This window comes from Bosea sp. ANAM02, assembly GCF_011764485.1.
In the GTDB taxonomy this organism is placed as follows: domain Bacteria; phylum Pseudomonadota; class Alphaproteobacteria; order Rhizobiales; family Beijerinckiaceae; genus Allobosea.
The window spans coordinates 272,600-298,582 of the sequence record NZ_AP022848.1 but is presented as its reverse complement, the minus strand read 5'-3'; the positions used below and the strand labels follow the sequence as shown (position 1 = coordinate 298,582).

27 protein-coding genes are annotated in these 25,983 nt (G+C 67.4%); 23 read left to right on the top strand and 4 right to left on the bottom strand.

The annotated features are described in order from the left end of the window. Positions 1 to 7: 7 nt before the first annotated feature. Positions 8 to 385, bottom strand: coding sequence for a winged helix-turn-helix transcriptional regulator (locus OCUBac02_RS01460; protein ID WP_465247749.1), 378 nt, complete (start codon positions 383 to 385; stop codon positions 8 to 10). A 124-nt stretch (positions 386 to 509) separates the two neighbouring features. Here OCUBac02_RS01460 and OCUBac02_RS01455 point away from each other — a divergent pair, with 124 nt between their 5' ends. Further along, positions 510 to 1,133, top strand: coding sequence for an NAD(P)-dependent oxidoreductase (locus OCUBac02_RS01455; protein ID WP_173043183.1), 624 nt, complete (start codon positions 510 to 512; stop codon positions 1,131 to 1,133). A 75-nt stretch (positions 1,134 to 1,208) separates the two neighbouring features. On the opposite strand, the gene OCUBac02_RS01450 is transcribed toward OCUBac02_RS01455, so the two are convergent. Further along, positions 1,209 to 1,559 carry an Atu4866 domain-containing protein gene (locus tag OCUBac02_RS01450; protein ID WP_173043182.1) on the bottom strand — a complete coding sequence of 117 codons (351 nt, stop codon included), beginning with the start codon at positions 1,557 to 1,559 and terminating at the stop codon, positions 1,209 to 1,211. A gap of 485 nt (positions 1,560 to 2,044) precedes the next feature. Beyond that, positions 2,045 to 4,156: a methyl-accepting chemotaxis protein gene (locus tag OCUBac02_RS01445; protein ID WP_173043181.1), complete on the bottom strand. Its 2,112-nt coding sequence runs from the start codon at positions 4,154 to 4,156 to the stop codon at positions 2,045 to 2,047. Positions 4,157 to 4,517: 361 nt separating this feature from the next. Here OCUBac02_RS01445 and hslV point away from each other — a divergent pair, with 361 nt between their 5' ends. The 20 genes from hslV (at position 4,518) to trmB (ending at position 22,399) form a co-directional block, all read left to right on the top strand. Then, positions 4,518 to 5,087 carry an ATP-dependent protease subunit HslV gene (gene hslV, locus OCUBac02_RS01440; RefSeq protein WP_173043180.1) on the top strand — a complete coding sequence of 190 codons (570 nt, stop codon included), beginning with the start codon at positions 4,518 to 4,520 and terminating at the stop codon, positions 5,085 to 5,087. Further along, on the top strand, positions 5,084 to 5,617 hold the full coding sequence (locus OCUBac02_RS01435) for a GNAT family N-acetyltransferase (protein ID WP_173043179.1): 534 nt from the start codon (positions 5,084 to 5,086) through the stop codon (positions 5,615 to 5,617). The genes hslV and OCUBac02_RS01435 overlap by 4 nt, the downstream gene beginning before the upstream one ends. Beyond that, a complete protein-coding gene (gene hslU / locus OCUBac02_RS01430; protein WP_173043178.1) occupies positions 5,614 to 6,924 on the top strand; it encodes an ATP-dependent protease ATPase subunit HslU in 1,311 nt (436 codons plus the stop codon). The genes OCUBac02_RS01435 and hslU overlap by 4 nt, the downstream gene beginning before the upstream one ends. A gap of 80 nt (positions 6,925 to 7,004) precedes the next feature. Continuing rightward, a complete protein-coding gene (locus OCUBac02_RS01425; protein WP_047578942.1) occupies positions 7,005 to 7,265 on the top strand; it encodes a ribbon-helix-helix domain-containing protein in 261 nt (86 codons plus the stop codon). After that, positions 7,262 to 7,576, top strand: a complete 315-nt coding sequence (locus OCUBac02_RS01420; protein WP_173043177.1) for a type II toxin-antitoxin system RelE/ParE family toxin — start codon at positions 7,262 to 7,264, stop codon at positions 7,574 to 7,576. Before OCUBac02_RS01425 ends, OCUBac02_RS01420 begins: the two co-directional genes overlap by 4 nt. 16 nt (positions 7,577 to 7,592) lie before the next feature. Next, positions 7,593 to 9,146, top strand: coding sequence for a murein biosynthesis integral membrane protein MurJ (murJ, locus tag OCUBac02_RS01415; RefSeq protein ID WP_173043176.1), 1,554 nt, complete (start codon positions 7,593 to 7,595; stop codon positions 9,144 to 9,146). Positions 9,147 to 9,192: 46 nt separating this feature from the next. Further along, positions 9,193 to 10,242 (top strand): tryptophan--tRNA ligase, encoded by a 1,050-nt coding sequence (gene trpS / locus OCUBac02_RS01410; protein WP_173043175.1) that lies wholly within the window; start codon positions 9,193 to 9,195, stop codon positions 10,240 to 10,242. Positions 10,243 to 10,315: 73 nt separating this feature from the next. Beyond that, positions 10,316 to 10,810 (top strand): universal stress protein, encoded by a 495-nt coding sequence (locus tag OCUBac02_RS01405; protein WP_047577943.1) that lies wholly within the window; start codon positions 10,316 to 10,318, stop codon positions 10,808 to 10,810. 101 nt (positions 10,811 to 10,911) lie between these two features. Next, positions 10,912 to 11,472 (top strand): NifU family protein, encoded by a 561-nt coding sequence (locus OCUBac02_RS01400; RefSeq protein ID WP_173043174.1) that lies wholly within the window; start codon positions 10,912 to 10,914, stop codon positions 11,470 to 11,472. Positions 11,473 to 11,527: 55 nt separating this feature from the next. Continuing rightward, on the top strand, positions 11,528 to 12,214 hold the full coding sequence (gene tsaB / locus OCUBac02_RS01395) for a tRNA (adenosine(37)-N6)-threonylcarbamoyltransferase complex dimerization subunit type 1 TsaB (protein WP_173043173.1): 687 nt from the start codon (positions 11,528 to 11,530) through the stop codon (positions 12,212 to 12,214). Between the two features lie 53 nt (positions 12,215 to 12,267). Beyond that, positions 12,268 to 12,765, top strand: a complete 498-nt coding sequence (locus OCUBac02_RS01390; RefSeq protein ID WP_173043172.1) for a GNAT family N-acetyltransferase — start codon at positions 12,268 to 12,270, stop codon at positions 12,763 to 12,765. 82 nt (positions 12,766 to 12,847) lie between these two features. Beyond that, positions 12,848 to 13,648 (top strand): lysophospholipid acyltransferase family protein, encoded by an 801-nt coding sequence (locus OCUBac02_RS01385; protein WP_047580165.1) that lies wholly within the window; start codon positions 12,848 to 12,850, stop codon positions 13,646 to 13,648. A gap of 106 nt (positions 13,649 to 13,754) precedes the next feature. Then, positions 13,755 to 15,125 carry a tRNA (N6-isopentenyl adenosine(37)-C2)-methylthiotransferase MiaB gene (gene miaB, locus OCUBac02_RS01380; RefSeq protein WP_173043171.1) on the top strand — a complete coding sequence of 457 codons (1,371 nt, stop codon included), beginning with the start codon at positions 13,755 to 13,757 and terminating at the stop codon, positions 15,123 to 15,125. 174 nt (positions 15,126 to 15,299) lie between these two features. Further along, entirely contained in the window at positions 15,300 to 16,484 is a 1,185-nt protein-coding gene (locus tag OCUBac02_RS01375) for a PhoH family protein (protein WP_465247748.1), read from the top strand. Then, the gene (gene ybeY, locus OCUBac02_RS01370; RefSeq protein WP_173043170.1) at positions 16,481 to 17,053 is read left to right on the top strand and encodes an rRNA maturation RNase YbeY; all 573 of its coding nucleotides are present in this window, start codon (positions 16,481 to 16,483) and stop codon (positions 17,051 to 17,053) included. Before OCUBac02_RS01375 ends, ybeY begins: the two co-directional genes overlap by 4 nt. Positions 17,054 to 17,065: 12 nt before the next feature. Then, positions 17,066 to 18,055 (top strand): hemolysin family protein, encoded by a 990-nt coding sequence (locus tag OCUBac02_RS01365; protein ID WP_052232409.1) that lies wholly within the window; start codon positions 17,066 to 17,068, stop codon positions 18,053 to 18,055. Further along, a complete protein-coding gene (lnt, locus tag OCUBac02_RS01360; protein ID WP_173043169.1) occupies positions 18,055 to 19,650 on the top strand; it encodes an apolipoprotein N-acyltransferase in 1,596 nt (531 codons plus the stop codon). The genes OCUBac02_RS01365 and lnt overlap by 1 nt, the downstream gene beginning before the upstream one ends. Before the next feature lie 126 nt (positions 19,651 to 19,776). Then, positions 19,777 to 20,190: a helix-turn-helix domain-containing protein gene (locus OCUBac02_RS01355; RefSeq protein WP_173043168.1), complete on the top strand. Its 414-nt coding sequence runs from the start codon at positions 19,777 to 19,779 to the stop codon at positions 20,188 to 20,190. Positions 20,191 to 20,319: 129 nt separating this feature from the next. Then, on the top strand, positions 20,320 to 21,552 hold the full coding sequence (metK, locus tag OCUBac02_RS01350) for a methionine adenosyltransferase (RefSeq protein ID WP_173043167.1): 1,233 nt from the start codon (positions 20,320 to 20,322) through the stop codon (positions 21,550 to 21,552). Between the two features lie 151 nt (positions 21,553 to 21,703). Beyond that, positions 21,704 to 22,399: a tRNA (guanine(46)-N(7))-methyltransferase TrmB gene (gene trmB, locus OCUBac02_RS01345; RefSeq protein WP_244639059.1), complete on the top strand. Its 696-nt coding sequence runs from the start codon at positions 21,704 to 21,706 to the stop codon at positions 22,397 to 22,399. On the opposite strand, the gene OCUBac02_RS01340 is transcribed toward trmB, so the two are convergent. After that, positions 22,374 to 23,462: a DUF2336 domain-containing protein gene (locus tag OCUBac02_RS01340; protein WP_047580159.1), complete on the bottom strand. Its 1,089-nt coding sequence runs from the start codon at positions 23,460 to 23,462 to the stop codon at positions 22,374 to 22,376. The genes trmB and OCUBac02_RS01340 overlap by 26 nt on opposite strands. Before the next feature lie 220 nt (positions 23,463 to 23,682). Between OCUBac02_RS01340 and rimP the strand changes: the two genes are divergently transcribed. Further along, on the top strand, positions 23,683 to 24,381 hold the full coding sequence (gene rimP, locus OCUBac02_RS01335; RefSeq protein ID WP_082009843.1) for a ribosome maturation factor RimP: 699 nt from the start codon (positions 23,683 to 23,685) through the stop codon (positions 24,379 to 24,381). 5 nt (positions 24,382 to 24,386) lie between these two features. Beyond that, entirely contained in the window at positions 24,387 to 25,979 is a 1,593-nt protein-coding gene (gene nusA / locus OCUBac02_RS01330; RefSeq protein ID WP_173043166.1) for a transcription termination factor NusA, read from the top strand. Positions 25,980 to 25,983: the final 4 nt, after the last annotated feature.

Genomic DNA, 25,983 nt, shown 5'->3' with positions numbered 1-25,983 from the left:
TCCTGAGTCAGGGCCGGGCGGAGGCCTCGCCGCGATCGTAGCGCTGCTGCGCCGCCTCGACCTCGCCGATATGCGCCTCGGCCCAGAGCGTGAGCTGGCTCACCGTCTGCGCCAGCGTCCGTCCGAGCCCGGTCAGCGAATACTCGACGGTGACGGGCACCGTGGGAAAGACCTCGCGCCGCACCAGCCCGTCGCGCTCCAGGCTCTTCAGCGTCTGCGACAGCATCTTCTGCGAGATGTTCTCGATCCGGCGTCTCAGCTCGTTGAAGCGCAGCGTGCCGTCGTCGAGCGCGATCAGGATCAGAACGGCCCAGGTGTCGCCGATGCGATCGAGCACCCGTCGCGTCGGGCACAGCGCCTGGAAAGGGTCGGGGCGTTTCAGCATGGCGGTTTCCCGGAGGTGACCATGTCGCGTGAAAGTGCCTTCTTTACGGGGCCGCGCGGCAGGATCAGATAGGTTCCATTGGAGTGCAGGTATCCGACAGATACCAAACAAAGGAACCTTTGTCATGAAAGTCGCCAAGAAGGTCGCATTGATCGGCGCCAGCGGATTCATCGGTTCGCGCCTGCTGGCCGAGTTCTCCGCCCGTGGCCATGCCGTCACCGCCATCGCGCGCAATCCCGAGAAGATCGCAAGCGCGCCCGGCGTCACCGCCGTCAAGGGCGACGTCTTCGACAAGGACGGGCTCGCCAGGCTCGTCGCCGGCCATGACGCCGTGATCAGCGCCGTGCATTTCACCGCCAGCGATCCGCAGATCCTGCTCGCGGCCGTGAAGCAATCCGGCGTGGAGCGCTATCTCGTCGTCGGCGGCGCCGGCAGCCTCGAGGTCGCGCCGGGCGTGAAGCTGTTCGACACCCCGGAATTCCCGGCCATCTATCTCGATGAAGCCCGCAAGGGCGGCGCCTTCCTCGACCTGCTGAAGCAGGAACAGGGTCTCGACTGGACCTTCCTGTCGCCTTCGGCTCTGATCCAGCCGGGAGAGCGCACCGGCAAGTTCCGCCTCGGCGCGGACCAGCTTCTGGTCGACGGCAAGGGCGACAGTGCGATCTCGGCCGAGGACTACGCGATCGCCCTTGTCGACGAGCTTGAGCAGCCCGCCCATAGCCGACGGCGCTTCACGGTCGGCTATTGAGCGTCGCACCTATGAGAGAAGGGCCGCGCCTCCTGGAGGCGCGGCCCTTCTTTGCTGAGTGGTTCGCGATTGCGCTTATGCCTTGCGGAAGCGCTTCTCGCCGATGCTGAGCGTGCCGCGCTTCAGCTTCCCGAGCGCCACCCAGCCGGTTTCGCCCTCGAAATAGAGCTTCGAGCGATCGACCGCATAGCGCCCGACATGCTGGGCGCCGGCGGCGGGCTTGGCCTTGTGGAACTGGCCATCGGGCCGGAGGTCGATCAGGATCGACCCGTCCTCTGTCTTCCACTGGCCGATCGCGGCCTGTTCGAAGGGGCCGGGCGTGTCGGCGGTGTCGAAATCGATCTCGAGCGGGCGGACGGAACGGCTGGCCGGCGCGAGGCCGGAGGCGAACTGGCCGAGAGCCTGAAGAACCTGGCTGATCTGCATGGTTTTCGTCTCCCTGTGGTGGTGACGGCTGAAACCGCTTGTCGCAGACATCCCCGTCGGGACCTGTCAGCAAGCGGTGCGGCATCGATCGGCTCCAGCGAGCCGGCCGAGGAACGTCACGGATTGAATGTGCGAGAGCGGCGTCGTGATGGAGCAAAGCTCCGGCGCCTGTCACGGAGATAGGCCGATCAGGCGTTTCGACAAGATGCGGCGCGAAAAAATTTGTGTCGCTGGCCCTGCAGGCCCTGCCGCAGTTTACCAACCGCGGCGTCATCCCGGACGGAGCGCAGCGGAGATCCGGGATCCATTCCGGAGCCTGCCCGGAAAAGGTTCCGGAATGGATCCCGGGTCTCCCTTTGGTCGCCCGGGATGACCGTTCTGTTTCGACGCGGAGCCGAAGGGCATTGGCTGTCGCCTGAAACCGAACGGCGCCCTTTCGGGGCGCCGCGCGTGCCGTGTTCGAGTAGTCCGGAGGCCGTGTCGCCTCAGAACTCCTCCCATCCCGAATCGCTGGCGCGTCCGTTGCCGCCATTGGCGACCTTGCGCGGGGCGGGGGTGGAGCGGGACTGGACGAAGGCCGCCTCGGCGAGCTGGCGCAGCCGCTCCGGCTCGCCGGAGGTCTCGGCGGCGACGGGAGCGGGCCGCGCGGCCCGGACCGGCGCCTTCGCCCGCGCCATCGCGGCCGGCTGGGCGTAAGTCCCCTGGCCGGAAGCCTCGCGGCCGGTCTTGAACGCCGCGACCAGCGCGTTGAGCTGCTCGATCCGGCCGGACAGCGAGCCGGCCGAGGCCGCGCTCTGCTCGGAGAGCGCCGCGTTCTGCTGGGTCATCTCGTCGAGATGGGCGACGGCCTGGCTCATCTCGTCGATGCCGTTGGCCTGCTCGCCCGAGGCCGCCGAGATGTCGGCGATGGTGGCCGCCACCTTCTGCGAGGCTTCGAGGATGCGCGCGAGCTGGTCGCCGGCCTGGCGCACCAGCTTCACGCCCTCGCCGACCTCGGCGTTGGACGAGGAGATCAGCCCCGAGATGTCCTTGGCCGCCTCGCCCGAGCGCTGCGCCAGGGTCCGCACTTCGGACGCCACCACCGCGAAGCCCTTGCCGGCCTCGCCGGCGCGCGCCGCCTCGACTGCGGCGTTGAGCGCGAGCAGGTTGGTCTGGAAGGCGATGTCGTCGATCACGCGGATGATGTCGGAGATCTTCTGCGAGGCGGTCTCGATCCTTGCCATGGCGTCGACCGCCTGGCCGGCGATGGCGCCGCCGTTCTGGGCGGCCTGCATCGCCTCGTCGGCGATCCTTGCCGCATCCTTCGAGGCCTGGGCCGAGGCCTTGACCGAGGCTGCGAGCTCCTCGGTCGTGGCGGCGGTCTCCTCCAGCGAGGAGGCTTGCTCCTCGGTGCGCTTCGACAGGTCGTCGGCACCCATGTTGATCTCGCGCGCCGCCAGCCCGACATCCGCGGACGTCGTCTGGATCGTCGCCACCGTGTCCGACAGACGGTCCACCGTCTCGTTGATCGCGCCCTTGAGATCGGCGAAGCGGCCGCGATAGGCCGTCTCGACACGGTTCGTCAGGTCGCCGCCCGCGATCGCCGACAAAGCCTCCGCGAACTCAGTCGTCGCGCCGTCCACGACCGCGTTGATCTCGTTGATGCCGGCCACCAGCCGCTGCATCTGCTCGTCGGCATCCTCGATCTGGAGCCGCGCCGAGAAATCGCCGGCCGCAGCGGCGGCGACGACTTCGCCGACATCCGAGACCACGGCTTCCATCGACTGTGCACGCGCGAGGCGCGCGGCGGCGGCGGCCCGCTCCTGCTCCTGCAGCAGGGCAACCTGCTCGGTGCTCTCACGCAGCACGGAGACCGCGCGCGCCATGGCGCCGATCTCGTCCGCGCGCCCGGAATGTGGCACGTCGATACGGGTGTCGCCGGTCGTGAGTTTCTCCATGACCTGGCTGAGATCGAGGATCGGGCGGGTGATCGAGCGCTGCGCGAAGACGAGTGCGACGCCCACCGAGACGAGCAGCGTGGTCAGCAGGACGATCGGCAACAGCCACTGGATCTGCTGGGTGAAGGCCGTGGCCTCGTCGCCAACCACGATGCCGGCCTTCTCGATGCGCTGGCTGAAGCCGATCAGCAGGTCATTGAGCGCCTTGCGGTTCGCGCGGTTGGCTTCGTTATTGCCCTGTTCGTTGGCGGCGGCAGGCGAGACCTCGCGCCCGAGTCGCGCGGTTTCGGCCCGGAAAGTGATGAAATCCTCGACCGCTCGAGCAATCTTCCCGACCGTATCGCGCTCCTCCGCCGGAGCGATCTTCTGAAGGTCCGCGGAGAATTTGCGCAAGGTCGGGAAACGATCCTCGACGCCTTTGACGAAAGGCGCTGCTTCCTTGCTGGATTTTGCCATGTAGATGCCGCGCGAATCCATCACCACGGCCGTGACCACCCCGTTGATGCGCTGGGTCAGCAAGGCGACATTGCCCTGCACCTGCGAACGCGTGTTCAGATCGTCGGCCTTGTACAGGCCGTAGATGCTGATGATCGCCGAGAGGATGGCGCCGCCGGCGACGATGGCCAGCATGGCAAGGATTTTCAGGCGGATGGATTTCATGAATGACGCCCCGAGGCGGCTTCCCACACCATGGAAGCCGATCTAAGCCTCGACCATTGGCCGTTAATGATAAAAAACTGCTTAAAAGACTATCATTGTGGCGAAGCAGGATTCTGCTGCGGCTGCTCTACGGCACAGACGCGGTGCCGTGCGCATGAGAGTGGGCTGATCGCTGGGATGACCGCGCGCGTGCCTCGAAACCTGTGATTCAACTTCAAGTAAAATCGGCGCTCAAGCCTGGATTGCATCGGGAGCCCTACCCCATCGACCGATCGGACCGGCTCCCCCTTGATAGTGCGGCCTCTCCTGAACATGTTTGGCGTCATCCGCCGCCCTGTCCCGATCCCCGGTTAGCGATCTCATGTCTGAAAACAGCAATGCCCCCGTGATACACGCCACCACCATCCTGATGGTGCGCAAGGGCGGGCGCGTCGTCATCGGCGGCGACGGCCAGGTCTCGCTCGGCCAGACCATCATGAAGGGCAATGCCCGCAAGGTCCGCCGTCTCGCCAAGGGGCAGGTTATCGCCGGCTTCGCCGGCGCGACCGCCGATGCCTTCACCCTGTTCGAGCGCCTCGAGAAGAAGCTGGAGCAGTATCCGACGCAGCTCCTGCGCGCCTGCGTCGAGCTCGCCAAGGACTGGCGCACCGATCGCTACCTGCGCCGTCTGGAAGCCATGCTGCTCGTGGCCGACAAGGAGGTCTCGCTCTTGATCTCCGGCACCGGCGACGTGCTGGAGCCCGAGGCCAGCGAGCATGGCGCGGTGATGGCGATCGGCTCCGGCGGCAATTACGCGCTCTCGGCGGCCCGCGCGCTGATCGATGTCGAGCCTGATGCCGAGGCGATCGTGCGCAAGGCGATGAAGATCGCCGGCGACATCTGCGTCTACACCAACCACTCGCTCGTCATCGAGACGCTGGAGGCGGCGTGACGCAGGACGAGATCGGCTTCAGGCCCGTCGAGCGGGATGACTATGCGTTGTTGGCAGATTGGCTGCGGCGTCCTCATTGGCGTGAATGGTGGGGCGAGCCGGAGGTCGAGCTGGGTTATATCCGCGACATGGTCGAAGGGCGCGATCTGACCTGCAGGCCTTTTCTGTTCACAGTGGCGGGGAGCCCTGCCGGCTATATCCAGTTCTGGCACGTCGCGCCGCATCAACGCCCAGCATGGGCGGATGACAATCCGTGGCTGATGGACGTGCCGGCAACGGCTGTCGGCGTGGATCTGTCGCTGGCTGATGGTGACGGGCTTGGTCAGGGCATCGGCTCGGCCGTGCTGCGCCGCTTCTGCGAGCTTTTGTCCTCTGAGGGCTATTCCACCATCGTCATCGATCCCGATCCCGGCAACGAACGCGCCGTCGCAGCTTATCGGAAAGCCGGCTTCCGTCCGATGCCGGACGTTACGCGCAGCGCCGACGCCGCGTTCATCATGCAGTTTCATTCGGACAAGCCAGCATCATGACCTCTTTTTCCCCCCGCGAGATCGTCTCCGAGCTCGACCGTTTCATCGTCGGCCAGAAGGACGCCAAGCGCGCCGTCGCCATTGCGCTCCGCAATCGCTGGCGCCGCCAGCAGCTCGAAGGGCCGCTGCGCGAGGAGGTCTCGCCGAAGAACATCCTGATGATCGGGCCGACCGGCTGCGGCAAGACCGAGATCGCGCGGCGCCTGGCGAAGCTCGCCAATGCGCCGTTCCTCAAGGTCGAGGCGACCAAGTTCACCGAGGTCGGCTATGTCGGCCGCGACGTCGAATCGATCGTGCGCGACCTGCTGGAGGTCGCGATCGCGCTGGTGCGCGAAAGCCGGCGCAAGGATGTCCAGGCCAAGGCCCATGTCGCGGCCGAGGAGCGCGTACTCGATGCGCTGGTCGGCGCCAATTCCAGCCAGGCGACGCGCGATTCCTTCCGCCGCAAGCTGCGCAACAACGAGCTCGATGACAAGGAGATCGAGGTCGAGGTGGTGGCAGGAAGCGGCGCATCCGCGCCGATGTTCGAGGTTCCGGGCATGCCCGGCGCCTCGATCGGCGCGATCAACCTCTCGGACATGCTCGGCAAGGCCTTCGGCCAGAAGGGCAAGCCCAAGCGCGTCCTGGTCAAGGATGCCTACCAGCCGCTTCTGGCCGAGGAGAGCGACAAGCTGATCGACCAGGATGCGATCATCCAGGCCGCGATCCGCGAGGTCGAGGAGAACGGCATCGTCTTCCTCGACGAGATCGACAAGATCTGCGCCCGCGAGGGCAAGGGCGGCGCCGATGTCTCGCGCGAAGGCGTGCAGCGCGACCTGCTGCCGCTGATCGAGGGCACCACCGTCGCGACCAAGCACGGCGCGGTGAAGAGCGACCACATCCTCTTCATCGCGTCCGGCGCCTTCCACGTCTCGCGCCCCTCCGACTTGCTGCCGGAACTGCAGGGCCGCCTGCCGATCCGCGTCGAGCTCAACCCGCTCGACATCGAGGATTTCAAGCGCATCCTGACCGAGACGGAAGCGAGCCTGATCAAGCAGTCGGTAGCGCTGATGGCGACCGAGGAGGTCACGGTCACCTTTACGCCCGACGCGATCGACGCCATCGCCCGCATCGCCGTCGAGGTGAACTCGACCGTCGAGAATATCGGTGCCCGTCGCCTCCAGACGGTGATCGAACGCATTCTGGATGAGATTTCCTTCACGGCTCCGGACCGCTCGGGTGAGGCCGTGACGATCGACGCCGTCTATGTCGAGGCCCGCATTGGCGACCTCGCCAAGAACGCCGACCTGAGCCGGTTCATCCTCTGACGGGAGCATGGGTCGAGCCGCGCCGCGATGGCTTCTGTCTTCAAGATTGTGTATCTTGAAGACAGAAGGGAGCCCGAGCCATGTCTCGAACGACGACCATGACCGTGCGCATCGGCAGCGCGCTCAGCGAGTTCGTGGCGGGCAAGGTTGGTGACGACGGTCCCTACGAGAATGTCAGCGAGTATGTTCGCGACCTGATCCGACGCGACAAGGAACGCGCCGAAAGCGAGGCTTTCGACCGTCTCAAGGCTGAGCTGACCCATGCCTTCGCCGCGCCGGATTCCAGCTACCGGCCCCTGACTGCCGCAGAGGTGATCGCGCGCAACAAGGCGCGGGCGTGACGGCTGTTCGTATCCAGGAAGCGTCGTCGCGCCGCCTGGATGATATCTATTGCTACACCCTGGAGCAGTTCGGCGCCGCGCAGGCCGAGCGCTATATCGAGGGTCTCTTCGAAACCTTCGGCAAGATTGCGACGCATGATGTGCCGTCCCGGCCGGTGCCCGGCGATTTCGGCGTCGATGGCTTCAGCTTCCGCTACGAAAGGCATGTCGTGTATTGGCGCAGGCTGGCGAACAGCGATATCGGCATCGTAACGATCCTGCACCAACGCATGCATCGGATCGATCGCTTCCGCGAGGATTTCGGATTGTGATCGGAAAACCCCGGCCTTGAGCGAACGGCCCTCCCGCCTCGCGCGCGATTCGGCGATTGTCGGCGCCGCCACGATCGCCTCGCGCCTGCTCGGCTTCGCCCGCGACGTGCTGATCGCCCGGCTGCTCGGCGGCGGGCCGGTGGCGGATGCCTTCCTGGCGGCCTTGCGATTGCCCAATCTCGTCCGGCGCGTGCTGGGCGAGGGCGGGCTCAATGCGCCCTTCGTGCCGCTCTATCTCGCGATCAAGGGCGAGCGCGGCGAGGCGGCGGCGCGCGGCTTCGCCGGCGAGGCGGCCGGGCAGATCGCCCTGTTATTGCTGGTACTCGTCGGCCTGGGCGAGCTGTTCGCGCCCTGGCTCGTGCTGGGCCTTGCCGGCGGCTTCGCCGATGCGCCGGAAACCCTGGCGCTGGCTTCGTCCTATACCCGGTTGATGCTGCCTTTCCTGTTCCTGACCACGCTCGCCTCCATGCTGGCGGCGCTGCTCAATGCCGAAAAGCGCTTTGCCGTCGCGGCTTTGGCCCCGGCGCTGATGAACGCGATCCTGCTCGGCGTGCTCCTGCTGCTGCATGGGAAGGGCGCGTCACCGGAAACGGGCTCGCGCTGGCTCGCGCTCTGCACCAGCCTGACCGGCCTCGCCCATCTCGTCATGATCCTGCTTGCGCTGCGCGGCCCCGGCCTGCCGGGCCCGCGCCTGCGCTGGTCGCCGGACATGACGCGGCTCGTCCGCACCGGCGGCGCGACCCTGCTCGCCGCTTCCGCGGCCCAGCTCGTCCTGCTGGTCGCGACGCAGATCGCCTCGATCGGCCCGGGCGCCGTCGCGGCGCTCTATTATGCCGATCGCGTCTTCCAGCTTCCGCTCGGCTTCGTCGGCGTCGCGATGGGCACCGTCGTGCTCTCCGACATGGCGCTGGCTGCGAATCGCGAAGGTCCTGACGCCACGCTCGGCCAGGCTCTGGCGTTGGGCCTTGCGCTCGCCTTACCCGCGGCGACCGCGCTCGTCGCGCTGGCCGATCCGATCGTTTCCGTGCTGTTCGAGCATGGCCGCTTCGATGCCGCCGATCGCGAGCGCACCTCTGCGGCGCTGGTGATGTTCGGTTACGGCCTGCCCTTCGCCATCGCAGCCAAGGTCTTCGGTCAGGTCTATTTCGCCCGTCGCGCGCCGCGTCTGCCGCTCATCTCGGGCGGTCTTGCCGTTTTCGTCGCGACACTGGTCGGGCTCTGCTTGGCGGGTCCGGCAAACGCGGCGTCGATGGCTGCGCTGGCAGCGACATTCGCCTTCGTGGCGCAGGGGTGCCTGCTGGGTGGGGCGCTGCTGCGCGATGGCATCTGGCGGCCGAGCCTCAACAGCTTGCGGCCGATCGCCGCCGGCCTCGCCGCCAGCGCGATCATGCTCGCCGTGCTGGAGCTGCTGCTCCGGTTGCTGAACGGACCGCTGGCCTTCGATCAGCCGGCCTTGCACCGGGTCGGAGCGCTTGGCCTGCTCTGCCTCGCGGGGCTTGCGAGCTATGGAGCGGCGGGCCTGGCTCTGGGCGCCTTCGGCGCTCTCCCCTTGCGCAAGCGGCGGGGTTGAGCCAGAAGCGCCGCTTCCCTTCTCCATCGTGACGACGGAGTGCCCCATGTCGGGTTTTCATCAGCGCGTATTCTCAGGCATGCAGCCGACCTCGACGCTGCATCTCGGCAACTATCTGGGCGCGCTGACCAACTGGGTCGCGATGCAGGATACGCATGAGTGTATCTATTGCGTCGTCGACATGCACGCGATCACGATGTGGCAGGATCCCGCCGACCTGAAGCGCGCCATCCGCGAGGTCACCGCCGCCTATATCGCGGCCGGCGTCGATCCCAAGCGCAGCATCATCTTCAACCAGAGCCAGGTGCCGGGCCATGCCGAGCTCGCCTGGGTGTTTAATTGCGTCGCCCGCCTCGGCTGGCTGAACCGCATGACCCAGTTCAAGGAAAAGGCCGGCAAGGACCGCGAGAACGCCTCGGTCGGCCTCTATGCCTATCCGAACCTGATGGCGGCGGACATCCTGCTCTACAAGGCGACGCATGTTCCCGTCGGCGAGGACCAGAAGCAGCATCTGGAGCTGACCCGCGACATCGCCCAGAAGTTCAACAACGATTTCGGGGCGCAGATCGCCGAGCGCGGCCTCGGCACCGGCGAGCTCGGCTTCTTCCCGTTGCCCGAGCCGATGATCCAGGGGCCGGCGCCGCGCGTCATGAGCCTGCGCGACGGCACCAAGAAGATGTCGAAATCGGACGCGTCCGACTATTCGCGCATCAACCTGACCGACGATGCCGAGGGCATCGCCCAGAAGATCCGCAAGGCCAAGACCGATCCCGAGGCTCTGCCCTCCGAGGAGAAGGGCCTTGAGGGTCGTCCTGAGGCGGAGAACCTCGTCGGCATCTATGCCGGCCTCTCCGGCTCGTCGAAGGATGCGGTGCTCAAGCAGTTCGGCGGCGGCCAGTTCTCCGGCTTCAAGGCGGCGCTGGTCGATCTCGCTGTCGAGAAGCTTGCGCCGATCGCCGGGGAGATGCGCCGCCTGCTGGCCGATCCCAAGCACATAGATGATATCCTCGGCGCGGGCGCGGACCGCGCCGATGCGATCGCCGCGCCGATCATGCGCGAGGTCAAGGACATCGTCGGCTTCGTTCGGAGCCGCTGACGTAGGGTGCACTTGCGCCGGAGTGCCGGTGCAGGCCACCATGCCCGTCCCTGAAGCGGCGGCAGGACAGTTCATGGTCAAGAGACGGCGGTCCTACGAGACGGGCCATCGCCCGAAATTCCTCGCCGTGGTCGACGGCAGCGAGGAATGCGCCAAGGCGATTCGCTTCGCCGCGCGCCGTTGCGCCCGCGTCGGCGCGGCGATCGTCCTGCTCGGCGTCGCCACCCCGCCCGAGCACGAGACCTGGCTCGGCGTCGGCGAGGTCATGCAGGCCGAAGCCGAGGCCGAGGCCGAGAAGCGCCTCGAGGCTGCGGCTGCGGCAGTACGAACGCTCGCCGGGCTTGAGCCTGAAAAGATCGTGCGCGTCGGCAACAAGGCCGACGAGCTCGTCAAGCTGATCGAGGAGGACGAGGATATCTCGCTGCTCGTGCTGGCGGCGGGTACGAGCAGTAAGGGGCCGGGGCCGCTGGTCTCGGCGCTCGCCGGCAAGTCCTCGGCGAGCTTTCCGATTCCGGTCGCCATCGTGCCCGGCCATCTGGAGGACGAGGAGATCGACGCCCTCGCCTGAGGTCGCCGGCCTGCGCGTCCATGGCGCTGGAATGATTCCAGCCGGCGGCCTATATCGGAGCCAGGAACGGCGACCTTGAATCGCCGGTACCGGAGGTTGTCATGTTCATCCAGACCGAAGCCACGCCGAATCCGGCGACTCTGAAGTTTCTTCCCGGCCGCGCCGTCATGCCCGATGGCACGCTCGACCTGCGCGACGTTACCGACGCCGAGCGCTCGCCGTTGGCGCAGCGTCTGTTCGGCGTCTCCGGCGTCTCCGGCGTTTTCCTCGGCTCTGATTTCATCACCGTCACCAAGTCCGACGGCGAATGGCCGCATCTGAAGCCCGCGATCCTCGGCGCCATCATGGAGCATTTCATGTCGGGCGCGCCGGTCCTCGCGGCCGGCTCGGCCGCCGATGTGATCGAGGAGGGCGAGTTTTTCGATCCCGCCGATGCGCAGACCGTCGAGACCATCAAGGATCTGCTCGAAACCCGCATCCGTCCGGCGGTCGCCGGCGACGGCGGCGACATCACCTTCCGCGGCTATCGCGACGGCACCGTCTATCTCGCGATGAAGGGCTCCTGCTCGGGCTGCCCCTCCTCGACCGCGACGCTGAAGCACGGCATCCAGAACCTGCTCCGCCACTTCCTGCCGGATGTGCGCGAAGTCGAAGCCGTCTGAGCGAAACGGGATTATTGGTGACGATGAGCCGGGTCTTTTGCGGAATGACATCCTGATGCGCATTCTCGCGATCGATACCGCGCTCGGCGCCTGTTCGGCCTGCGTGCTGGACACGGCCGACATGGTGAAACCGTTGGCGATCGAGCAGATCGCGATGGATCGCGGCCATGCCGAGGCGCTGATGCCGCTGGTCGAGCGCGTCATGAAGGATGTCGAGGGCGGCTTCGGCTCGCTCTCGCGGGTCGCCGTCACCGTCGGCCCTGGCAGCTATACCGGCCTGCGGGTCGGCGTCAGCGCGGCGCGCGCCATCGCCTTCGCCGCCGGCATCCCGGCCGTCGGCGTCACCACGGTCGCGGCCTGCGCCGCGCCCCTGATCGGGCGCGAATCGGGCCGCGTCATCGCCGCTGCGCTCGATGCCAGGCATGGCCAGGTCTGGTTCCAGGCCCTCACCGCCGAGGGCAAGCCGCTGGTCTCGCTCCGGCAGGTCAGCTATCGCGACGCGGCCCGCGCCATCGGCGCAGGCCCGGTCAGCCTTGTCGGCTCGTCGGCGCTTGCCGTCGCCAACGAAGCCTGGGCGATCGGGCTCGACGCGCTGGTGATCGACGATGCCAGGGCGCCGGATATCGCTTGGGTCGCCCGGCTGGGCTTCATCGCCGATCCAGAGACGGCCCCGCCCCGCCCGCTCTACCTGAAGGCGCCCGAGACGACGCCGCAGGACAAAGCCCGCCTGCCGCGCCGGTGAGCGCATCCTCCAAATGGTGGTTGCCGCTGCGTCATCCTGTGGCAACAGGGGGCATGGCCTGGCTGCGCAGATTGCTGAACCCTGATTCGGTCCCGCTGCGGACGATACGGCTCGACACCGGCCATGCCCGTGACGTCGCGACCCTGCATCACCAGGGTGGCTTCGCCCGTGGCTGGGAGCCGGCCGAATGCGCGGCGCTGATCGCCGATGCAGCGGTCGTGGCCGATGGCGTCTTCAGCGGCGGCGGCCAGCATCCCGAGGGCTTCGTCATCTCGCGCAAGGCCGCCGACGAGGCCGAGATCCTGAGCATCGTCGTCGCGCCCGCCCGTCGCCGCGATGGTTTTGGCCGCGCCTTGCTCGCCGCGCATCTTGCCCGATTGGCCGAGGAGGGCGCGACCCAGGTCTTTCTCGAAGTCGAGGAGGGCAATCAGCCGGCAGAGCGGCTCTACCGCCATTTCGGTTTCCGCGAGGTCGGGCGGCGCAAGGGCTATTACCCCAAGCCGGACGGCACGCGGGCGACCGCGATCGCGATGCGGCTCGATCTCGCGTGACAAGCCGGCTCAATCGCGCCATTGACGGCGCTCCAGCTTCCACGAGCGCCGCCGCTTCGCCGATGACCGGACCCGCCTCAGCATGAACGGACTCCGCTTCGGTGCGCTCGCCCGTCTGGCGATGCTGTGTACCGGCACGCTCGGGCTCGTCCTCGCCCAGCTCGTCGTCATGCGGGTCATGCCGTCGCGACGGGGCGCCCTGCCGCTGCGCTTCCACCGCCTGACCTGCTGGTGCCTCGGCGTGCGCACGCGCGTGCGGGGCGCGCCGCCGCCGGCCGGAACCGGGGCGCTGATCGTCGCCAACCACGTCTCCTGGCTCGATATCGGCGTGATCGGTGCCGAGCGCGAATTGGCCTTCGTCGCCAAGAGCGAGGTCGGCGAATGGCCGGTGGTCGGCTTCCTTGCCAATCTCCAGCGCACACTCTACATCGACCGCCAACGCCGCAGTGCGACCGCCGGCATGGCCGCGACCATGGGCGCCCGCATCGCCGATGGCGAGGAGGTCGTGCTTTTCGCTGAGGGGACGACCGGCGACGGCACGCGCATCCTGCCTTTCCGCTCCTCGCTGCTCGGCGCCGCGCATCAGGCCATGGGCGACGCCACGGCGGATGTGACGGTCTATCCGTTGACCATCACCTATACCGGCTGGCAGGGCCTGCCGGGCGGGCGCGACGGGCGCGCGGCGCTCGCCTGGTACGGCGATACCGAGCTCTGGCCGCATCTCAAGCTTGTGCTGGACTGGGGCGCGGTCGATGTCGAACTGGTCTGGGGTGAACCGATCGTGATGGGCCGGGCGACCTCGCGCAAGGAAGCGACGCGCCTCGCCGAAGCATCCGTTCGCAAGGCGCGCCGGCAGGCCGTCACCGGCCGCGCGGAGATGTGAACCCGGTTGGTCCGCCGCTTGCTTATCTTTCCCCCGCGCCCCTGAGCCGTTCCCAAGGCGCCCGATCCGCAGTAAAGGATGCGTTTTGGAGACCTGATCCGCACCGATGAAGAAAGTCCATATCAAGTCCTTCGGCTGCCAGATGAACGTCTATGACGGGCAGCGCATGGCCGATATCCTGAGCCATCAGGGCTATGAGGAGACGGCGACGCCGGAGGGCGCGGATCTCATCCTGCTCAACACCTGCCATATCCGCGACCGTGCGGTGCAGAAGGTCTATACCGAGCTCGGCAAGCTGCGCGACATCAAGAAGGCGCAAGGCGCCGAGGGGCAGGAGACGAAGATCGTCGTCGCCGGCTGCGTCGCTCAGGCGGAGGGCGGCGAGATTCAGCGCCGCCAGCCCGCCGTCGATCTCGTGGTCGGGCCGCAGGCCTATCATCGACTCCCCGAATTGCTGGCCGAGGCGGGCAAGCGCCGCGTCGTCGATACCGACCTGCCGGTCGAGGACAAGTTCGGCTTCCTGCCGGCGCCGAAGCGTCAGGCGATCCTGGCGCGCGGCGTCTCGGCCTTCGTCACGGTCCAGGAAGGCTGCGACAAGTTCTGCGCTTTCTGCGTCGTGCCCTATACGCGTGGCGCCGAATTCTCCCGGCCAGTCGCGCAGATCATGGCCGAGGTCGAGCGTCTCGCCGGGGCCGGCGTGCGCGACGTCACCCTGATCGGGCAGAACGTCAACGCCTATCACGGCGAGGGGCCGGACGGCGCCGTCTGGAGCCTGGCGCGCCTGATGCACCGCGTCGCGGAGGTGTCGGGCATCGCCCGCATCCGCTATACCACCAGCCATCCCAGAGACATGGACGACGACCTCATCGCTGCCCATCGCGACCTGCCGCAGGTCATGCCCTTCCTGCATCTGCCGGTACAGGCGGGCTCCGACCGCATCCTCGCCGCGATGAACCGCAAGCATACCGGCGACGAGTATCGCCGCCTGATCGAGCGCATCCGCGAGGCCCGGCCCGATATCGCGCTCTCCTCGGATTTCATCGTCGGTTTCCCCGGCGAGACCGATGCCGATTTCGAGGACACGATCCGCCTTGTCGAGGAGATCGGCTTCGCCTCCAGCTATTCCTTCAACTATTCGCCGCGCCCCGGCACGCCGGCGGCCGATCTCGACGCGCAGGTCCCGCGCGAGCTGATGAACGAGCGGCTCTACCGCCTGCAGGAGCGCATCGAGCATCATCGGCAGGCCTTCAACCGGGCCATGGTCGGACGGACGGTGGATGTCCTCCTGGAAAGAGCGGGACGCTATCCCGGACAGCTTGCCGGCAAGTCGCCCTATCTGCAGGCTGTGCAGATCGAGAGCGACGCGAATCAGATCGGCGATATCGTGCGGGTGGTGATCGAGAAGACGAGCACGAATTCCCTGTTCGGCCGGCTGGCTGAGCCCGGCGAGACCGATGGAAAGGGCCTGGCCGCTTGAGCGCGCCTCGTCTCGTCACCATTTGCCAGGGACGGGCGCCGGCCTGTCATCAGGCTGAAATCGTTGCGTCCGGTTATGCTGTGAGACGACCCGGCCGGGCGCTCCTGCCCGGTTGGAACAGGTGCCGGGGCCGGACCATCCTCCGCCACCCCGGCTTGAAGCGAGGCGACGCATTTGGCACAGGCTGATTCGACGCAGAGACCCGACCGTAACCCGCGGCGCGACCTCGCGCCCGCCCGCCCCGAGGGCGGCGTGCGCGAAAGCGCGGTTCGCGAGGGGCTCGCGGCGACGGAGGTCGTGCTCTCCTTCGACGACAACCGGCTCGCGAGTCTGGTCTTCGGCCAGTACGACCAGAACCTTGCCCATCTCGAGCGCCGGCTCGGCGTCGTGGTCAGCCCCAACGGCAATCACGTCACGGTAAAGGGCGCCCGCGAGACGGCCGAACAGGCAGGACGCGTGCTCAAGACGCTCTATGCCCGCGCCAAGGCCGGCGCCCCCGTTACGCTCGGCGAGGTCGACGGCGCGATCGAGGAAAGCAACGTGCAGCGCTCGCTCTTCCCGACAGCCGATGCCGGCAAGGCCTACTTCGACGCGGTCGTGACGCGCAAGCGCGGGCCGGTCCGGGCGCGCAATGCGGCGCAGGACGCCTATCTGCGCCAGCTCAAGCGCCACGAACTCGTCCTCGCAGAAGGCCCGGCCGGCACCGGCAAGACCTGGCTCGCGGTCGGGCACGCGGTCTCGCTGATCGAGCAGGGGGTGGTCGAGCGCATGATCCTGTCGCGCCCGGCCGTCGAAGCCGGCGAGCGCCTCGGCTTCCTGCCCGGCGACATGCGTGAGAAGGTCGATCCCTATCTGCGCCCGATCTACGACGCGCTGAACGATTTCATGGAGGCGCGCCATGTCGAGCGTGGCCTCCAGACCGGCATGATCGAGATCGCGCCGCTCGCCTTCATGCGCGGCCGTACGCTCTCGAATGCCGTGGTGCTGCTCGACGAGGCGCAGAACGCCACCTCGATGCAGATGAAGATGTTCCTCACCCGCCTGGGCGAGGGCTCGCGCATGATCATCACCGGCGATCCCTCGCAGATCGACCTGCCGCCGGGCCAGCGTTCCGGGCTCGTCGAGGCCGTCAAGCTGCTCAAGGATGTCGAGGGCGTCGGCTATGCCCGCTTCGAGGAAGGCGACGTCGTCAGGCATGAACTGGTGCGACGCATCGTCATGGCCTATGAGAGCGCTGCGCGTCATGAGCGCGCGGAACGGGAGGAGCGCTTGCGCAATCCCGAAACGCCCCCGGACATCAACCGGGAAGGCGACAGCGAAGGGCTGAAGCGGATGTTGGCGCGGGAGCGGCCGCGATGAAGGATCGACCTCGCGGGCGGCGCTCGGCGCCGCCACCCGAGACGACGTCTCCCGAGATCCATCTCGACGTCAGGGCGCAATCGCGCCGCTGGAGCGAGCTCGGCAAGCTGCCGGGCCTGCGTGCCCTGCTGAACGAGGCGCTGGAGGCCGGCATCGCGGTCTCCCCGCGCAAGCCCATGGCCGGCGCCGAGCTCAGCCTGCTGCTCACCGACGACAAGCGCATCCGCATCGTCAACCGCGATTGGCGCGGCTTCGACAAGGCGACGAACGTGCTCTCCTTCCCGGCCGCGCCGCCGGAGCGCATCGCGCAGAGCCCGCTGCTCGGCGACATCGTCATCGCCTACGAGACCGTGCTGCGCGAGGCGGAGGCCGAATCCAAGAGCGTGGTGGATCATCTGCGCCACCTCGCCATCCACGGCCTGCTCCATCTCCTCGGCGAGGATCACGAGACCGAGGACGAGGCGCGCCGCATGGAAACGCTCGAAGTCGAAGCCCTTGCCCGCCTCGGCGTGGCCGATCCCTATGCCGGTGCCGAGCTCGTCGCGGCGCCCGTTCCTTCTTCCGCATAAGCCCCCACGATCATGAGCGACGACGGTCGACAATCCCAGAATGAAACCGCCGGCCGTGGCCTAGGCCACTGGCTCGGCCAGTTCCTCGACCGGCTCGGCCTGCGCGGCGGCGGCACGGCCCGCGAGGAGATCGTCGAGGCCCTGGCCGAGGAGAATGGCGAGCTCGCCGATCTCTCCGTGCAGGAACGGGCGATGCTCACCAATGTGCTGAGCCTGCGCGAGCGCCGCGTCGGCGACGTCATGATCCCGCGCGCCGATATCGTCGCGGTCCCGGCCGAGGCGACGCTGGACGAATTGCTTGCGCATTTCCGCACCGCCGGCCATTCGCGCCTGCCGGTCTTCGACGACACGCTCGATGATCCCCGCGGCATGGTCCATATCCGCGACTTCCTCGAATACATCGCCGAGAAGGCCCGGCCCGGCGAGAACGGACCGCCGGACGAGAACGGCAAGCTCGCGATCCCGCACACGCTCTCCGCCGTCGATCTCGCGACGCGCCTGTCCGAGACCAAGCTGCTGCGCCCGGTCCTCTATGTTCCGCCCTCGATGCCGGCGGTCGATCTGCTCGTCCGCATGCAGTCGACCCGCACGCATATCGCCCTCGTCATCGACGAATATGGCGGGACCGACGGCCTCGTCTCGATCGAGGACCTGATCGAGATCGTCGTCGGCGATATCGAGGACGAGCACGATCTCGAGGAGACTCCGATCGTCCCGGCCGGCGAGAACCGCTACACGGCCGATGCCCGCGCGACCCTGGACGAGCTCAAGGAGGCGACCGGCGTCGACCTCTCCGGCAACGAGGTCGCCGACGACATCGACACGCTGGGCGGTCTGATCGTCACGCTGGCGGGCCGCGTCCCAGCCCAGGGCGAGACCGTGAAGGGCCCGGACGGGCTCAGCTTCGAGATCCTCGATTCCGACCAGCGCCGCGTGAAGCGCCTGACCATTCATTGCCAGAGCGAGCCCGCGCCCGAGGAACCGGCGATGGAGCCCGGCTGATGGCCCTGGCGCGGGTAGCCGAGGCCGTCATCCTGGGTTGGGGCTGGCGGAAGCGCCTGATCGCGCTCGCCGCCGGTGCGAGCGGCGCGCTCGCCCTGCCGCCGCTTGATCTCTGGCCTGTCATCGTCGTGCCGATGACAAACGCGGTCTGGCTGATCGACGGCGCCGTCGGCATCAGCGCCTGGAGCCGTTTCAGGGCCGCTTTCGCCGCTGGATGGTGGTGGGGCTTCGGCTTTTTCATCGCCGGACTCTGGTGGCTCGGTGCCGCCTTTCTGGTCGAAGCCGATAAGTTCGCCTGGGCGATGCCGCTCGGCGTCGTCGCCCTGCCGGCGTTCCTCGCCCTCTTTCCGGCTTTCGCCTTTGGTTTCGCGCGCCTGGCCTGGCCGAGGGGCGCCGGCCGCATCCTCGTGCTCGCTGCGATGCTCGCGCTCAGCGAATGGCTGCGCGGCCATGTCCTGACCGGCTTCCCCTGGAACGTCTACGGCATGATGCTGGCCGGCGAGATCCATCTCGCGCAGGCGGCCGCGCTGATCGGGCTCTACGGATTGACCCTGTTCGCGGTGGCGATCGGCGCGGCTCCGGCCGTGCTCGGAACGGCGCGCACGGCGTCAGGCAGCCGCTTGCCGCTGCTCCTCGCTTTCGTCGCGCTGGCCGGTCTCTTCGCCTTCGGGCTCTGGCGCATGCCCGATGCCCCCTCGCCGCTCGTGGCGGGGGTGAAGCTGCGCTTGATGCAGCCCAACCTGCCGCAGGATGCCAAGTTCAACAGCAATAGCGGTGCGGCGATCCTCGAACGCTATCTGGAGCTGAGCGACCGGGCGACCAGCCCGACCACGCCGGGCCTCCAGGGCGTCACGCATCTGATCTGGCCGGAATCCGCCTTCCCGTTCCTGCTCGGCCGCACGCCCGGTGCCCTGTCCCGTATCGGCGCGGCGCTCCCGCCCGATGTGACGCTGGTCACCGGTGCGGCGCGCGCCGGCGAGATGCTGCCCGGCGAGAGCCGACCGCCGATCTACAATGCGATCCAGGTGGTCAACGACGAGGGCGTCATCCTCGCCAGCTACGACAAGGTCCATCTCGTTCCCTTCGGCGAGTATCTGCCTCCCATCCTGGACAGGCTGATTCGCGGCGTCGGCCTGTCGCAGTTCGTCGCGATTCCCGGCGGATTCGCGGCGGGCAGCGCCCGCACCCAGCTCGCAATCAAGGGGCTCCCCACGGCGGCGCCCCTGATCTGCTACGAGGCGGTGTTTCCCGGCGAGGTCGCCGCGCGCGGCCCGCGCGCCGGGTTCTTCCTGAATCTCACCAACGATGGCTGGTTCGGCCAGACCAGCGGCCCCTACCAGCATTTCGCGCAGGCGCGCCTGCGCAGCATCGAGGAAGGCCTGCCGCTGGTGCGCGTCGCCAATACCGGAATCTCCGCGGTGGTCGATGCTTACGGCCGGACGGTGGCGAGCCTGCCGCTCGGCGTCGAGGGTGTGCTGGATTCGGGCCTGCCGCGCGCCGGCCCCGTCACACCCTATGGACGGCTGGGCGACAGCATTTTTGCCGGGCTTCTGCTGCTTTTCCTGGCATTTTCCCGGTTTCGGGCGCATGATTGATCCCAATTGGAACTTTTTCGCGCCAGAGGGTGGATTAGCTGCGACGGCTATAATAAAGGGACGATTACCGCGCCGACCAGGATGGCGGCTCCTGGTCATGACACTGATGCCTAAGCAGGGTGAATCATGATCAAGAAGGTCCCGAATCCGATCGACAAGCATGTCGGTAGCCGCGTCCGCATGCGTCGAATGCTCGCTGGGGTCAGCCAGGAGAAGCTGGGCGAGGCGCTCGGGCTGACGTTCCAGCAGGTGCAGAAATACGAGAAGGGCTCCAACCGCATCAGTGCGAGCCGCCTGCAGCAGATCGCCAAGATGCTGGACGTGCCGGTGTCCTTTTTCTTCGACGGCGCGCCGACCGGGGACATGCCGGAGACCGGTTTCGCCGATTCGGCCGCCACGACCTATATCTCCGAATTCCTCACCACCAGCGAAGGCGTGCAGCTGACCAAAGCCTTCACGCGGATCAAGAGCGGCCGGGTGCGCCGCCGGATCATCGATCTCGTAGAGGCGCTGGCGGAGGAAGATGCCGGAACGGCGTGATTCCACACTCATTTCGTTCGGTGTAACGAACGATCTTCCCGATAAGCGGATTTTAGCGCTTGACGGCGAACGCGTCCGCTGCAATGACGGACCGTTCGTTGGGCTGGCGTCGCTGCGCCGGCCTTTTCCATGTGCCGTTTCAGGGAATCCCCGACCGTGTCACGCCAGAATTATCTGTTCACAAGCGAGTCCGTGTCCGAAGGACATCCCGACAAGGTCTGCGATCGCATTTCCGACGAGATCGTCGATCTCTTCTTCAAGGAAGCCGCCAAGGCAGGCATGGACGCGAGCAAGGTCCGCGTCGCCTGCGAGACGCTTGCGACGACCAATCGCGTCGTGATCGCCGGCGAGGTTCGCACCTCGCTCGACGAGAAGGCGATGAAGAGCAAGGTCAAGTCGGCCGCCCGCAAGGCGATCAAGGCGATCGGCTACGAGCAGGACGGCTTCCACTGGAAGAAGTGCAAGATCGACGTGCTGCTGCATCCGCAATCCGCGGATATCGCCGTGGGCGTCGACGAGGCCGGCAACAAGGATGTCGGCGCCGGCGACCAGGGCATCATGTTCGGCTATGCCAGCCGCGAGACGCCCGAGCTGCTGCCCGCCCCGATCTACTACGCCCACAAGATCCTGGAGACGCTGACGCTCGCCCGCAAGAAGGGCGAGGGCGACGCCGCCAAGCTCGGCCCCGACGCCAAGAGCCAGGTCACCGTCAAATATGAGAACGGCAAGCCGGTCGGCGTCACCCAGATCGTGCTCTCGACCCAGCATCTCGACGAATCGCTGAGCTCGGCCGACGTCCGCAAGATCGTCGAGCCCTATATCCGCCAGGCGCTGCCCGACGGCTGGATCTCCAAGGGCACGGTCTGGCACATCAACCCGACCGGCAAGTTCGTGATCGGCGGTCCTGACGGCGATGCCGGCCTCACCGGCCGCAAGATCATCGTCGACACCTATGGTGGCGCGGCTCCGCATGGCGGCGGCGCCTTCTCGGGCAAGGACCCGACCAAGGTCGACCGTTCGGCCGCCTATGCGGCACGCTATCTCGCCAAGAACGTCGTCGCGGCCAAGCTCGCCGACCGCGCCACGATCCAGCTTTCCTACGCCATCGGCGTCGCCAAGCCGCTGTCGATCTATGTCGACCTGCACGGCACCGGCAAGGTCGACGAGGCCAAGCTCGAGGACGTGCTCGGCAAGCTGGTCGATCTCTCCCCGAACGGCATTCGCAATCATCTCGGCCTCAACAGGCCGATCTATGCCAAGACCTCGGCCTACGGCCATTTCGGCCGCAAGGCGGGCCGTGATGGCTCCTTCTCCTGGGAGAAGACCGATCTCGTCGATGCGCTGAAGAAGGCCGTCGCCTGAGACAACGTCGTCGCTTGAATTGAAAAGGCCGGAGCCAATCGCTCCGGCCTTTTCATTTTGCTACAGGCATCCTATCCGCGCCGTCATCCCGGATCGGCGCGGCTAAAGCCGCTTGTCCAGGATGACCTCGGTTGCTGCGAGACGATCTCGAATGACCCACCCTTCCGATCATGACGACCGCGCCTTCTATGGCCGCCGCAAGGGCAAGGCCCTGCGCGACGGCCAGAACCATCTGATGGAGCACACGCTGCCGCGCCTGCGCCTGCCGGAGGGCGAGATCGCCGATCTCAAGGCGCTGTTCCCTCATCCCGTGGAGGCGGTCCGGCTAGAGATCGGCTTCGGCGGCGGCGAGCATCTGCTGATGCGGATGCGCGAGAGCCCGCAGATCGGCTTCATCGGCGTCGAGCCCTTCATCAACGGCATGGCCAAGTTCCTGTCGGTGGCCGAGCGCGAGGGGCTGACCAATATCCGGGTCTGGGACGACGATGCCGCGCTTCTGCTGCCGCGATTCCCGGCCGGCGGCCTCGACGCGATCGACCTGCTCTACCCCGACCCCTGGCCGAAGCGCCGCCAGCGCAAGCGCCGCTTCGTCTCCGAGCATACGCTGGGCCTCTTCGCTAGGGCGCTGAGAGCCGGCGGGCGCTTCCGCTTCGCCAGCGACATCGACGACTATATCGGCTGGACCTTGTCGCGCCTGATGGCCTCGCCGGATTTCGACTGGACCGACGAGCGTCCGGGCGATTGGCGCACGCCCTATCCCGGCTGGATCCGTACCCGCTACGAGGCGAAGGCGGTCCGCGAAGGGCGCGTCTCCAGCTATCTCACGGCTTTGCGTCGCGCATCCTGAGGAAGCCGAGCACGCGCTGCGCGGTGCCCTGGGCGAGGTTGCGGAAGCTCTCGCGGGCCCGGTCGACGGCGGCCTGCGACTTGCCGAAATCCTTGCGCAGCGAGATCAGGGCCGCCGTGGTGTCCCACGACCAGCCGAGCGCGCGTGCCACCAGCAGCACCGCTTCGCGGTCGCTGCCGAGAATGATCTGCTCGCTGGCCGGCAGGCCGAGCTGCGCCAGCACGGCGACGCCGCAGATCGCATGCTCGGTCGCACCGTCGCGGGCGTAGGCGCGGACCTTGGCCTCGTCGAGCAGTCCGGCCTCGTTGAGCTCGCGGATTTCGACGAGCGCCGCGCTGATCGCGCCGAGCTCGCCCGGCATCTGGCCGCCTGCGGCGATGGCATCGGCCCCGCGCTCGACCGCGCTCTCGACATCGTTGGCGAGCGTCGGCTCGAGGCTTTCGCTCAAGCGGCGCCGGGCGGAATTCTTGGCGGCGGTCATGAGCTGGTCGACGAGCTCGGCCGGGATGTCGCGCCTCAGGCCCAGCGTCGCCTGCAGCGCGTCGTCCTGCGCCGCCCGCATCACCAGCACACCCATGCCGTGCCGGGAGAAGCGCGCGGTCTGGTTGGCGGCCACCGCATGGGTGACGACGCGCCCGCCGCGCAGGATCAGGAAATCGGTGACCGGCTCGCCGAGCTCTGGCCGCTCGGTGATGGCGAGCATATGGTCGCGCCCCTTGGCGGCGGAGACCGCCACGAGGTCCTGGTCGGACAGGCGCGGAGACTGAACGAGCACGGCGCGCGCCACGGCGATCTCGTCGAGCGCGAGCTGGCGGACGACGCCGCTCGGCGCGTTCGGCACCGGCGCGATCCGCTCGGACAGTTCGACGCGGGCGCGCAGTTCGATGGCCCGCGACAGGCGTCCGATCACCACGTCGAAGACGCCGACCTGCTCCTCGTCCATATGGACGGCGGTCGCCAGGAACAGGTCCGTCAGCCGCGACAGGATGTCGGCGCGCTCGTCGCTCGAGCCGCGCAGCATCGTGGATTCGAGATCTCGCAGCAGCGAGCCGACCGCACTCATACCAAGTCCTCAACCCATATCCCGTTGCGTAATCTGGCACGCGAAGGATGACCATCGGGTTAGCGCCGCCGCAACCGAGCTTGCATATCGGTGCGATGCGGACTAAATAGCGCCCAACAGCTCTGGTATCGGTTAACGCCGATGATCAAGAGCGGGCCCACCGGCCCGCTCTTTTTTATTGGCCGCGACCCGCCGGAGGCAGACGGAACGGTCTCAGGCCATGAGTGAACCCACCCACGAGCCCGCAGCGGCAGCCGATCAGGAGCCCCGCCTCGTCGTCGAGAGCGGCGTGGCGGCGCGCGTCGCGACGATCATCGAGCCGGCGATCGTCGATCTCGGCTACCGGCTGGTGCGCGTGCGCGTCACCGGCCAGAACGGCTGCACCGTGCAGATCATGGCCGAGCGGCCGGATGGCACGATGAATGTCGAGGGTTGCGAGGAGATCAGCCAGGCGGTCTCGCCGGCGCTCGACGTCGACGATCCCGTCCAGACGGCCTATCATCTCGAAGTCTCGTCGCCGGGCATCGACCGGCCGCTGGTGCGCGCCAGCGATTTCGAGCGCTGGGCCGGCCATCTGACCAAGATCGATACGAGCGAGCCGGTTGCCGGCCGCAAGCGCTTCCGTGGTATCCTGCGCGGTGCCGCCGGCCAGGATGCGCTGCTGACGCGCGACGACGCCAAGAGCGAGGAAGAGCGCGACGTCGCGATTCCGATGCGAGCGATCGCCGAAGCTCGCCTCGTGCTCACGGATGCGCTCATCACCGAGGCGCTGCGCCGCGGAAAGTCCGGCCTGCCGCCGGAAATGCCGCCGGCCGAAGAGATCGCCAGCCCGAAGAAGGGCCGAGGAAAATCGCTGGGGCCGCGGCCGAAGAAGGCCGACACGCAGGCCCCGCACGAAAACGATAACGAAGAGGAGTGAGCGTCATGGTCGTCAGCGCCAACCGGCTCGAACTGCTGCAGATCGCCGACGCGGTCGCCCGCGAGAAGTCGATCGACCGCCAGATCGTCGTCGACGCCATGCAGGACGCCATCGCCAAGGCGGCCCGCTCGCGCTACGGCATCGAGACGGACGTCCATGCCGAGATCAACACCAAGACCGGCGAACTGCGCCTCGCCCGCCATCTCCAGGTCGTCGAGCACGTCGAGAATCCGGCGATCGAGATCACCGTCGACGAGGCCAAGCGCCATAACCCGGCCGCCCAGGTCGGCGACGTCATCGCCGATCCGCTGCCGCCCTTCGATTTCGGCCGCATCGCCGCCCAGTCGGCCAAGCAGGTCATCGTCCAGAAGGTGCGCGAGGCCGAGCGCGACCGCCAGTACGACGAGTACAAGGATCGCATCGGCGAGATCGTCAACGGCGCGGTCAAGCGCGTCGAATACGGCAATGTCTTCGTCGATCTCGGCCGTGGCGAGGCGATCATCCGCCGCGACGAGATGATCCCGCGCGAGACCTTCAAGGTTGGCGACCGCGCCCGCGCCTATGTCTACGACGTGCGCCGCGAGCCGCGCGGCCCGCAGATCTTCCTGTCGCGCACCCATCCGCAGTTCATGGCCAAGCTCTTCGGTCAGGAAGTGCCCGAGATCTACGACGGCATCGTCGAGGTAAAGGCCGTCGCCCGCGATCCGGGCTCGCGCGCCAAGATCGCCGTGATCTCGCGTGATTCCTCGATCGATCCGGTCGGCGCCTGCGTCGGCATGCGCGGCTCGCGCGTGCAGGCCGTGGTCGGAGAGCTCCAGGGCGAGAAGATCGACATCATCCCGTGGTCGCAGGATGTCGCGACCTTCGTCGTCAACGCGCTCCAGCCGGCGGAAGTCGCCAAGGTCGTGCTCGACGAGGAGGCCGACAAGATCGAGGTCGTGGTTCCCGACGAGCAGCTTTCGCTCGCCATCGGCCGCCGCGGCCAGAACGTGCGCCTCGCCTCGCAGCTCACCGGCTGGGATATCGACATCCTGACCGAGCAGGAGGAGTCCGAGCGCCGCCAGAAGGAATTCGTGCAGCGCACCGACCTGTTCATGAATGCGCTGAACGTCGACGAGACGGTCGGCCAGCTCCTGGCCTCGGAAGGCTTCCGCAATGTCGAGGAGCTCGCCTATGTCGACCTCGCCGAGCTCGCCTCGATCGAAGGCTTCGACGAGGATACCGCCGGCGAGATTCAGAGCCGCGCCCAGGAGCATCTCGCGGCCGTTGAGGCGGAGCTGGACGAGAAGCGCCGCGCGCTCGGCGTCGAGGACGCCTTGCGCGAGGTCGACGGCGTCACCACATCGATGATGGTCGCGCTCGGCGAGAACGATGTGAAGACCGTCGAGGATCTCGCGGGCTGCGCCACGGATGATCTCGTCGGCTGGACCGAACGCAAGGACGGCGAAACCACCCGTCACGCTGGCTATCTCGACGGCTTCGATCTGTCGCGCCAGGAGGCGGAAGCGATCATCATGGCCGCCCGCATCCATGCGGGCTGGGTCGAGGCGCCGGCCGAGGAGCCTGAGGCGGAAGCCGACGAGGCGGCCGAGGCCTGAGCAG

Coding starts and splice junctions, on each gene's coding strand:
- OCUBac02_RS01460 (WP_465247749.1), bottom strand. CDS start 385: ATGCTGAAACGCCCCGACCCTTTCCAGGCGCTGTGCCCGACGCGACGG.
- OCUBac02_RS01455 (WP_173043183.1), top strand. CDS start 510: ATGAAAGTCGCCAAGAAGGTCGCATTGATCGGCGCCAGCGGATTCATC.
- OCUBac02_RS01450 (WP_173043182.1), bottom strand. CDS start 1,559: ATGCAGATCAGCCAGGTTCTTCAGGCTCTCGGCCAGTTCGCCTCCGGC.
- OCUBac02_RS01445 (WP_173043181.1), bottom strand. CDS start 4,156: ATGAAATCCATCCGCCTGAAAATCCTTGCCATGCTGGCCATCGTCGCC.
- hslV (WP_173043180.1), top strand. CDS start 4,518: ATGTCTGAAAACAGCAATGCCCCCGTGATACACGCCACCACCATCCTG.
- hslU (WP_173043178.1), top strand. CDS start 5,614: ATGACCTCTTTTTCCCCCCGCGAGATCGTCTCCGAGCTCGACCGTTTC.
- OCUBac02_RS01425 (WP_047578942.1), top strand. CDS start 7,005: ATGTCTCGAACGACGACCATGACCGTGCGCATCGGCAGCGCGCTCAGC.
- trpS (WP_173043175.1), top strand. CDS start 9,193: ATGTCGGGTTTTCATCAGCGCGTATTCTCAGGCATGCAGCCGACCTCG.
- OCUBac02_RS01405 (WP_047577943.1), top strand. CDS start 10,316: ATGGTCAAGAGACGGCGGTCCTACGAGACGGGCCATCGCCCGAAATTC.
- OCUBac02_RS01400 (WP_173043174.1), top strand. CDS start 10,912: ATGTTCATCCAGACCGAAGCCACGCCGAATCCGGCGACTCTGAAGTTT.
- tsaB (WP_173043173.1), top strand. CDS start 11,528: ATGCGCATTCTCGCGATCGATACCGCGCTCGGCGCCTGTTCGGCCTGC.
- OCUBac02_RS01390 (WP_173043172.1), top strand. CDS start 12,268: ATGGCCTGGCTGCGCAGATTGCTGAACCCTGATTCGGTCCCGCTGCGG.
- OCUBac02_RS01385 (WP_047580165.1), top strand. CDS start 12,848: ATGAACGGACTCCGCTTCGGTGCGCTCGCCCGTCTGGCGATGCTGTGT.
- miaB (WP_173043171.1), top strand. CDS start 13,755: ATGAAGAAAGTCCATATCAAGTCCTTCGGCTGCCAGATGAACGTCTAT.
- ybeY (WP_173043170.1), top strand. CDS start 16,481: ATGAAGGATCGACCTCGCGGGCGGCGCTCGGCGCCGCCACCCGAGACG.
- OCUBac02_RS01365 (WP_052232409.1), top strand. CDS start 17,066: ATGAGCGACGACGGTCGACAATCCCAGAATGAAACCGCCGGCCGTGGC.
- lnt (WP_173043169.1), top strand. CDS start 18,055: ATGGCCCTGGCGCGGGTAGCCGAGGCCGTCATCCTGGGTTGGGGCTGG.
- OCUBac02_RS01355 (WP_173043168.1), top strand. CDS start 19,777: ATGATCAAGAAGGTCCCGAATCCGATCGACAAGCATGTCGGTAGCCGC.
- metK (WP_173043167.1), top strand. CDS start 20,320: ATGTGCCGTTTCAGGGAATCCCCGACCGTGTCACGCCAGAATTATCTG.
- trmB (WP_244639059.1), top strand. CDS start 21,704: ATGACCCACCCTTCCGATCATGACGACCGCGCCTTCTATGGCCGCCGC.
- OCUBac02_RS01340 (WP_047580159.1), bottom strand. CDS start 23,462: ATGAGTGCGGTCGGCTCGCTGCTGCGAGATCTCGAATCCACGATGCTG.
- rimP (WP_082009843.1), top strand. CDS start 23,683: ATGAGTGAACCCACCCACGAGCCCGCAGCGGCAGCCGATCAGGAGCCC.
- nusA (WP_173043166.1), top strand. CDS start 24,387: ATGGTCGTCAGCGCCAACCGGCTCGAACTGCTGCAGATCGCCGACGCG.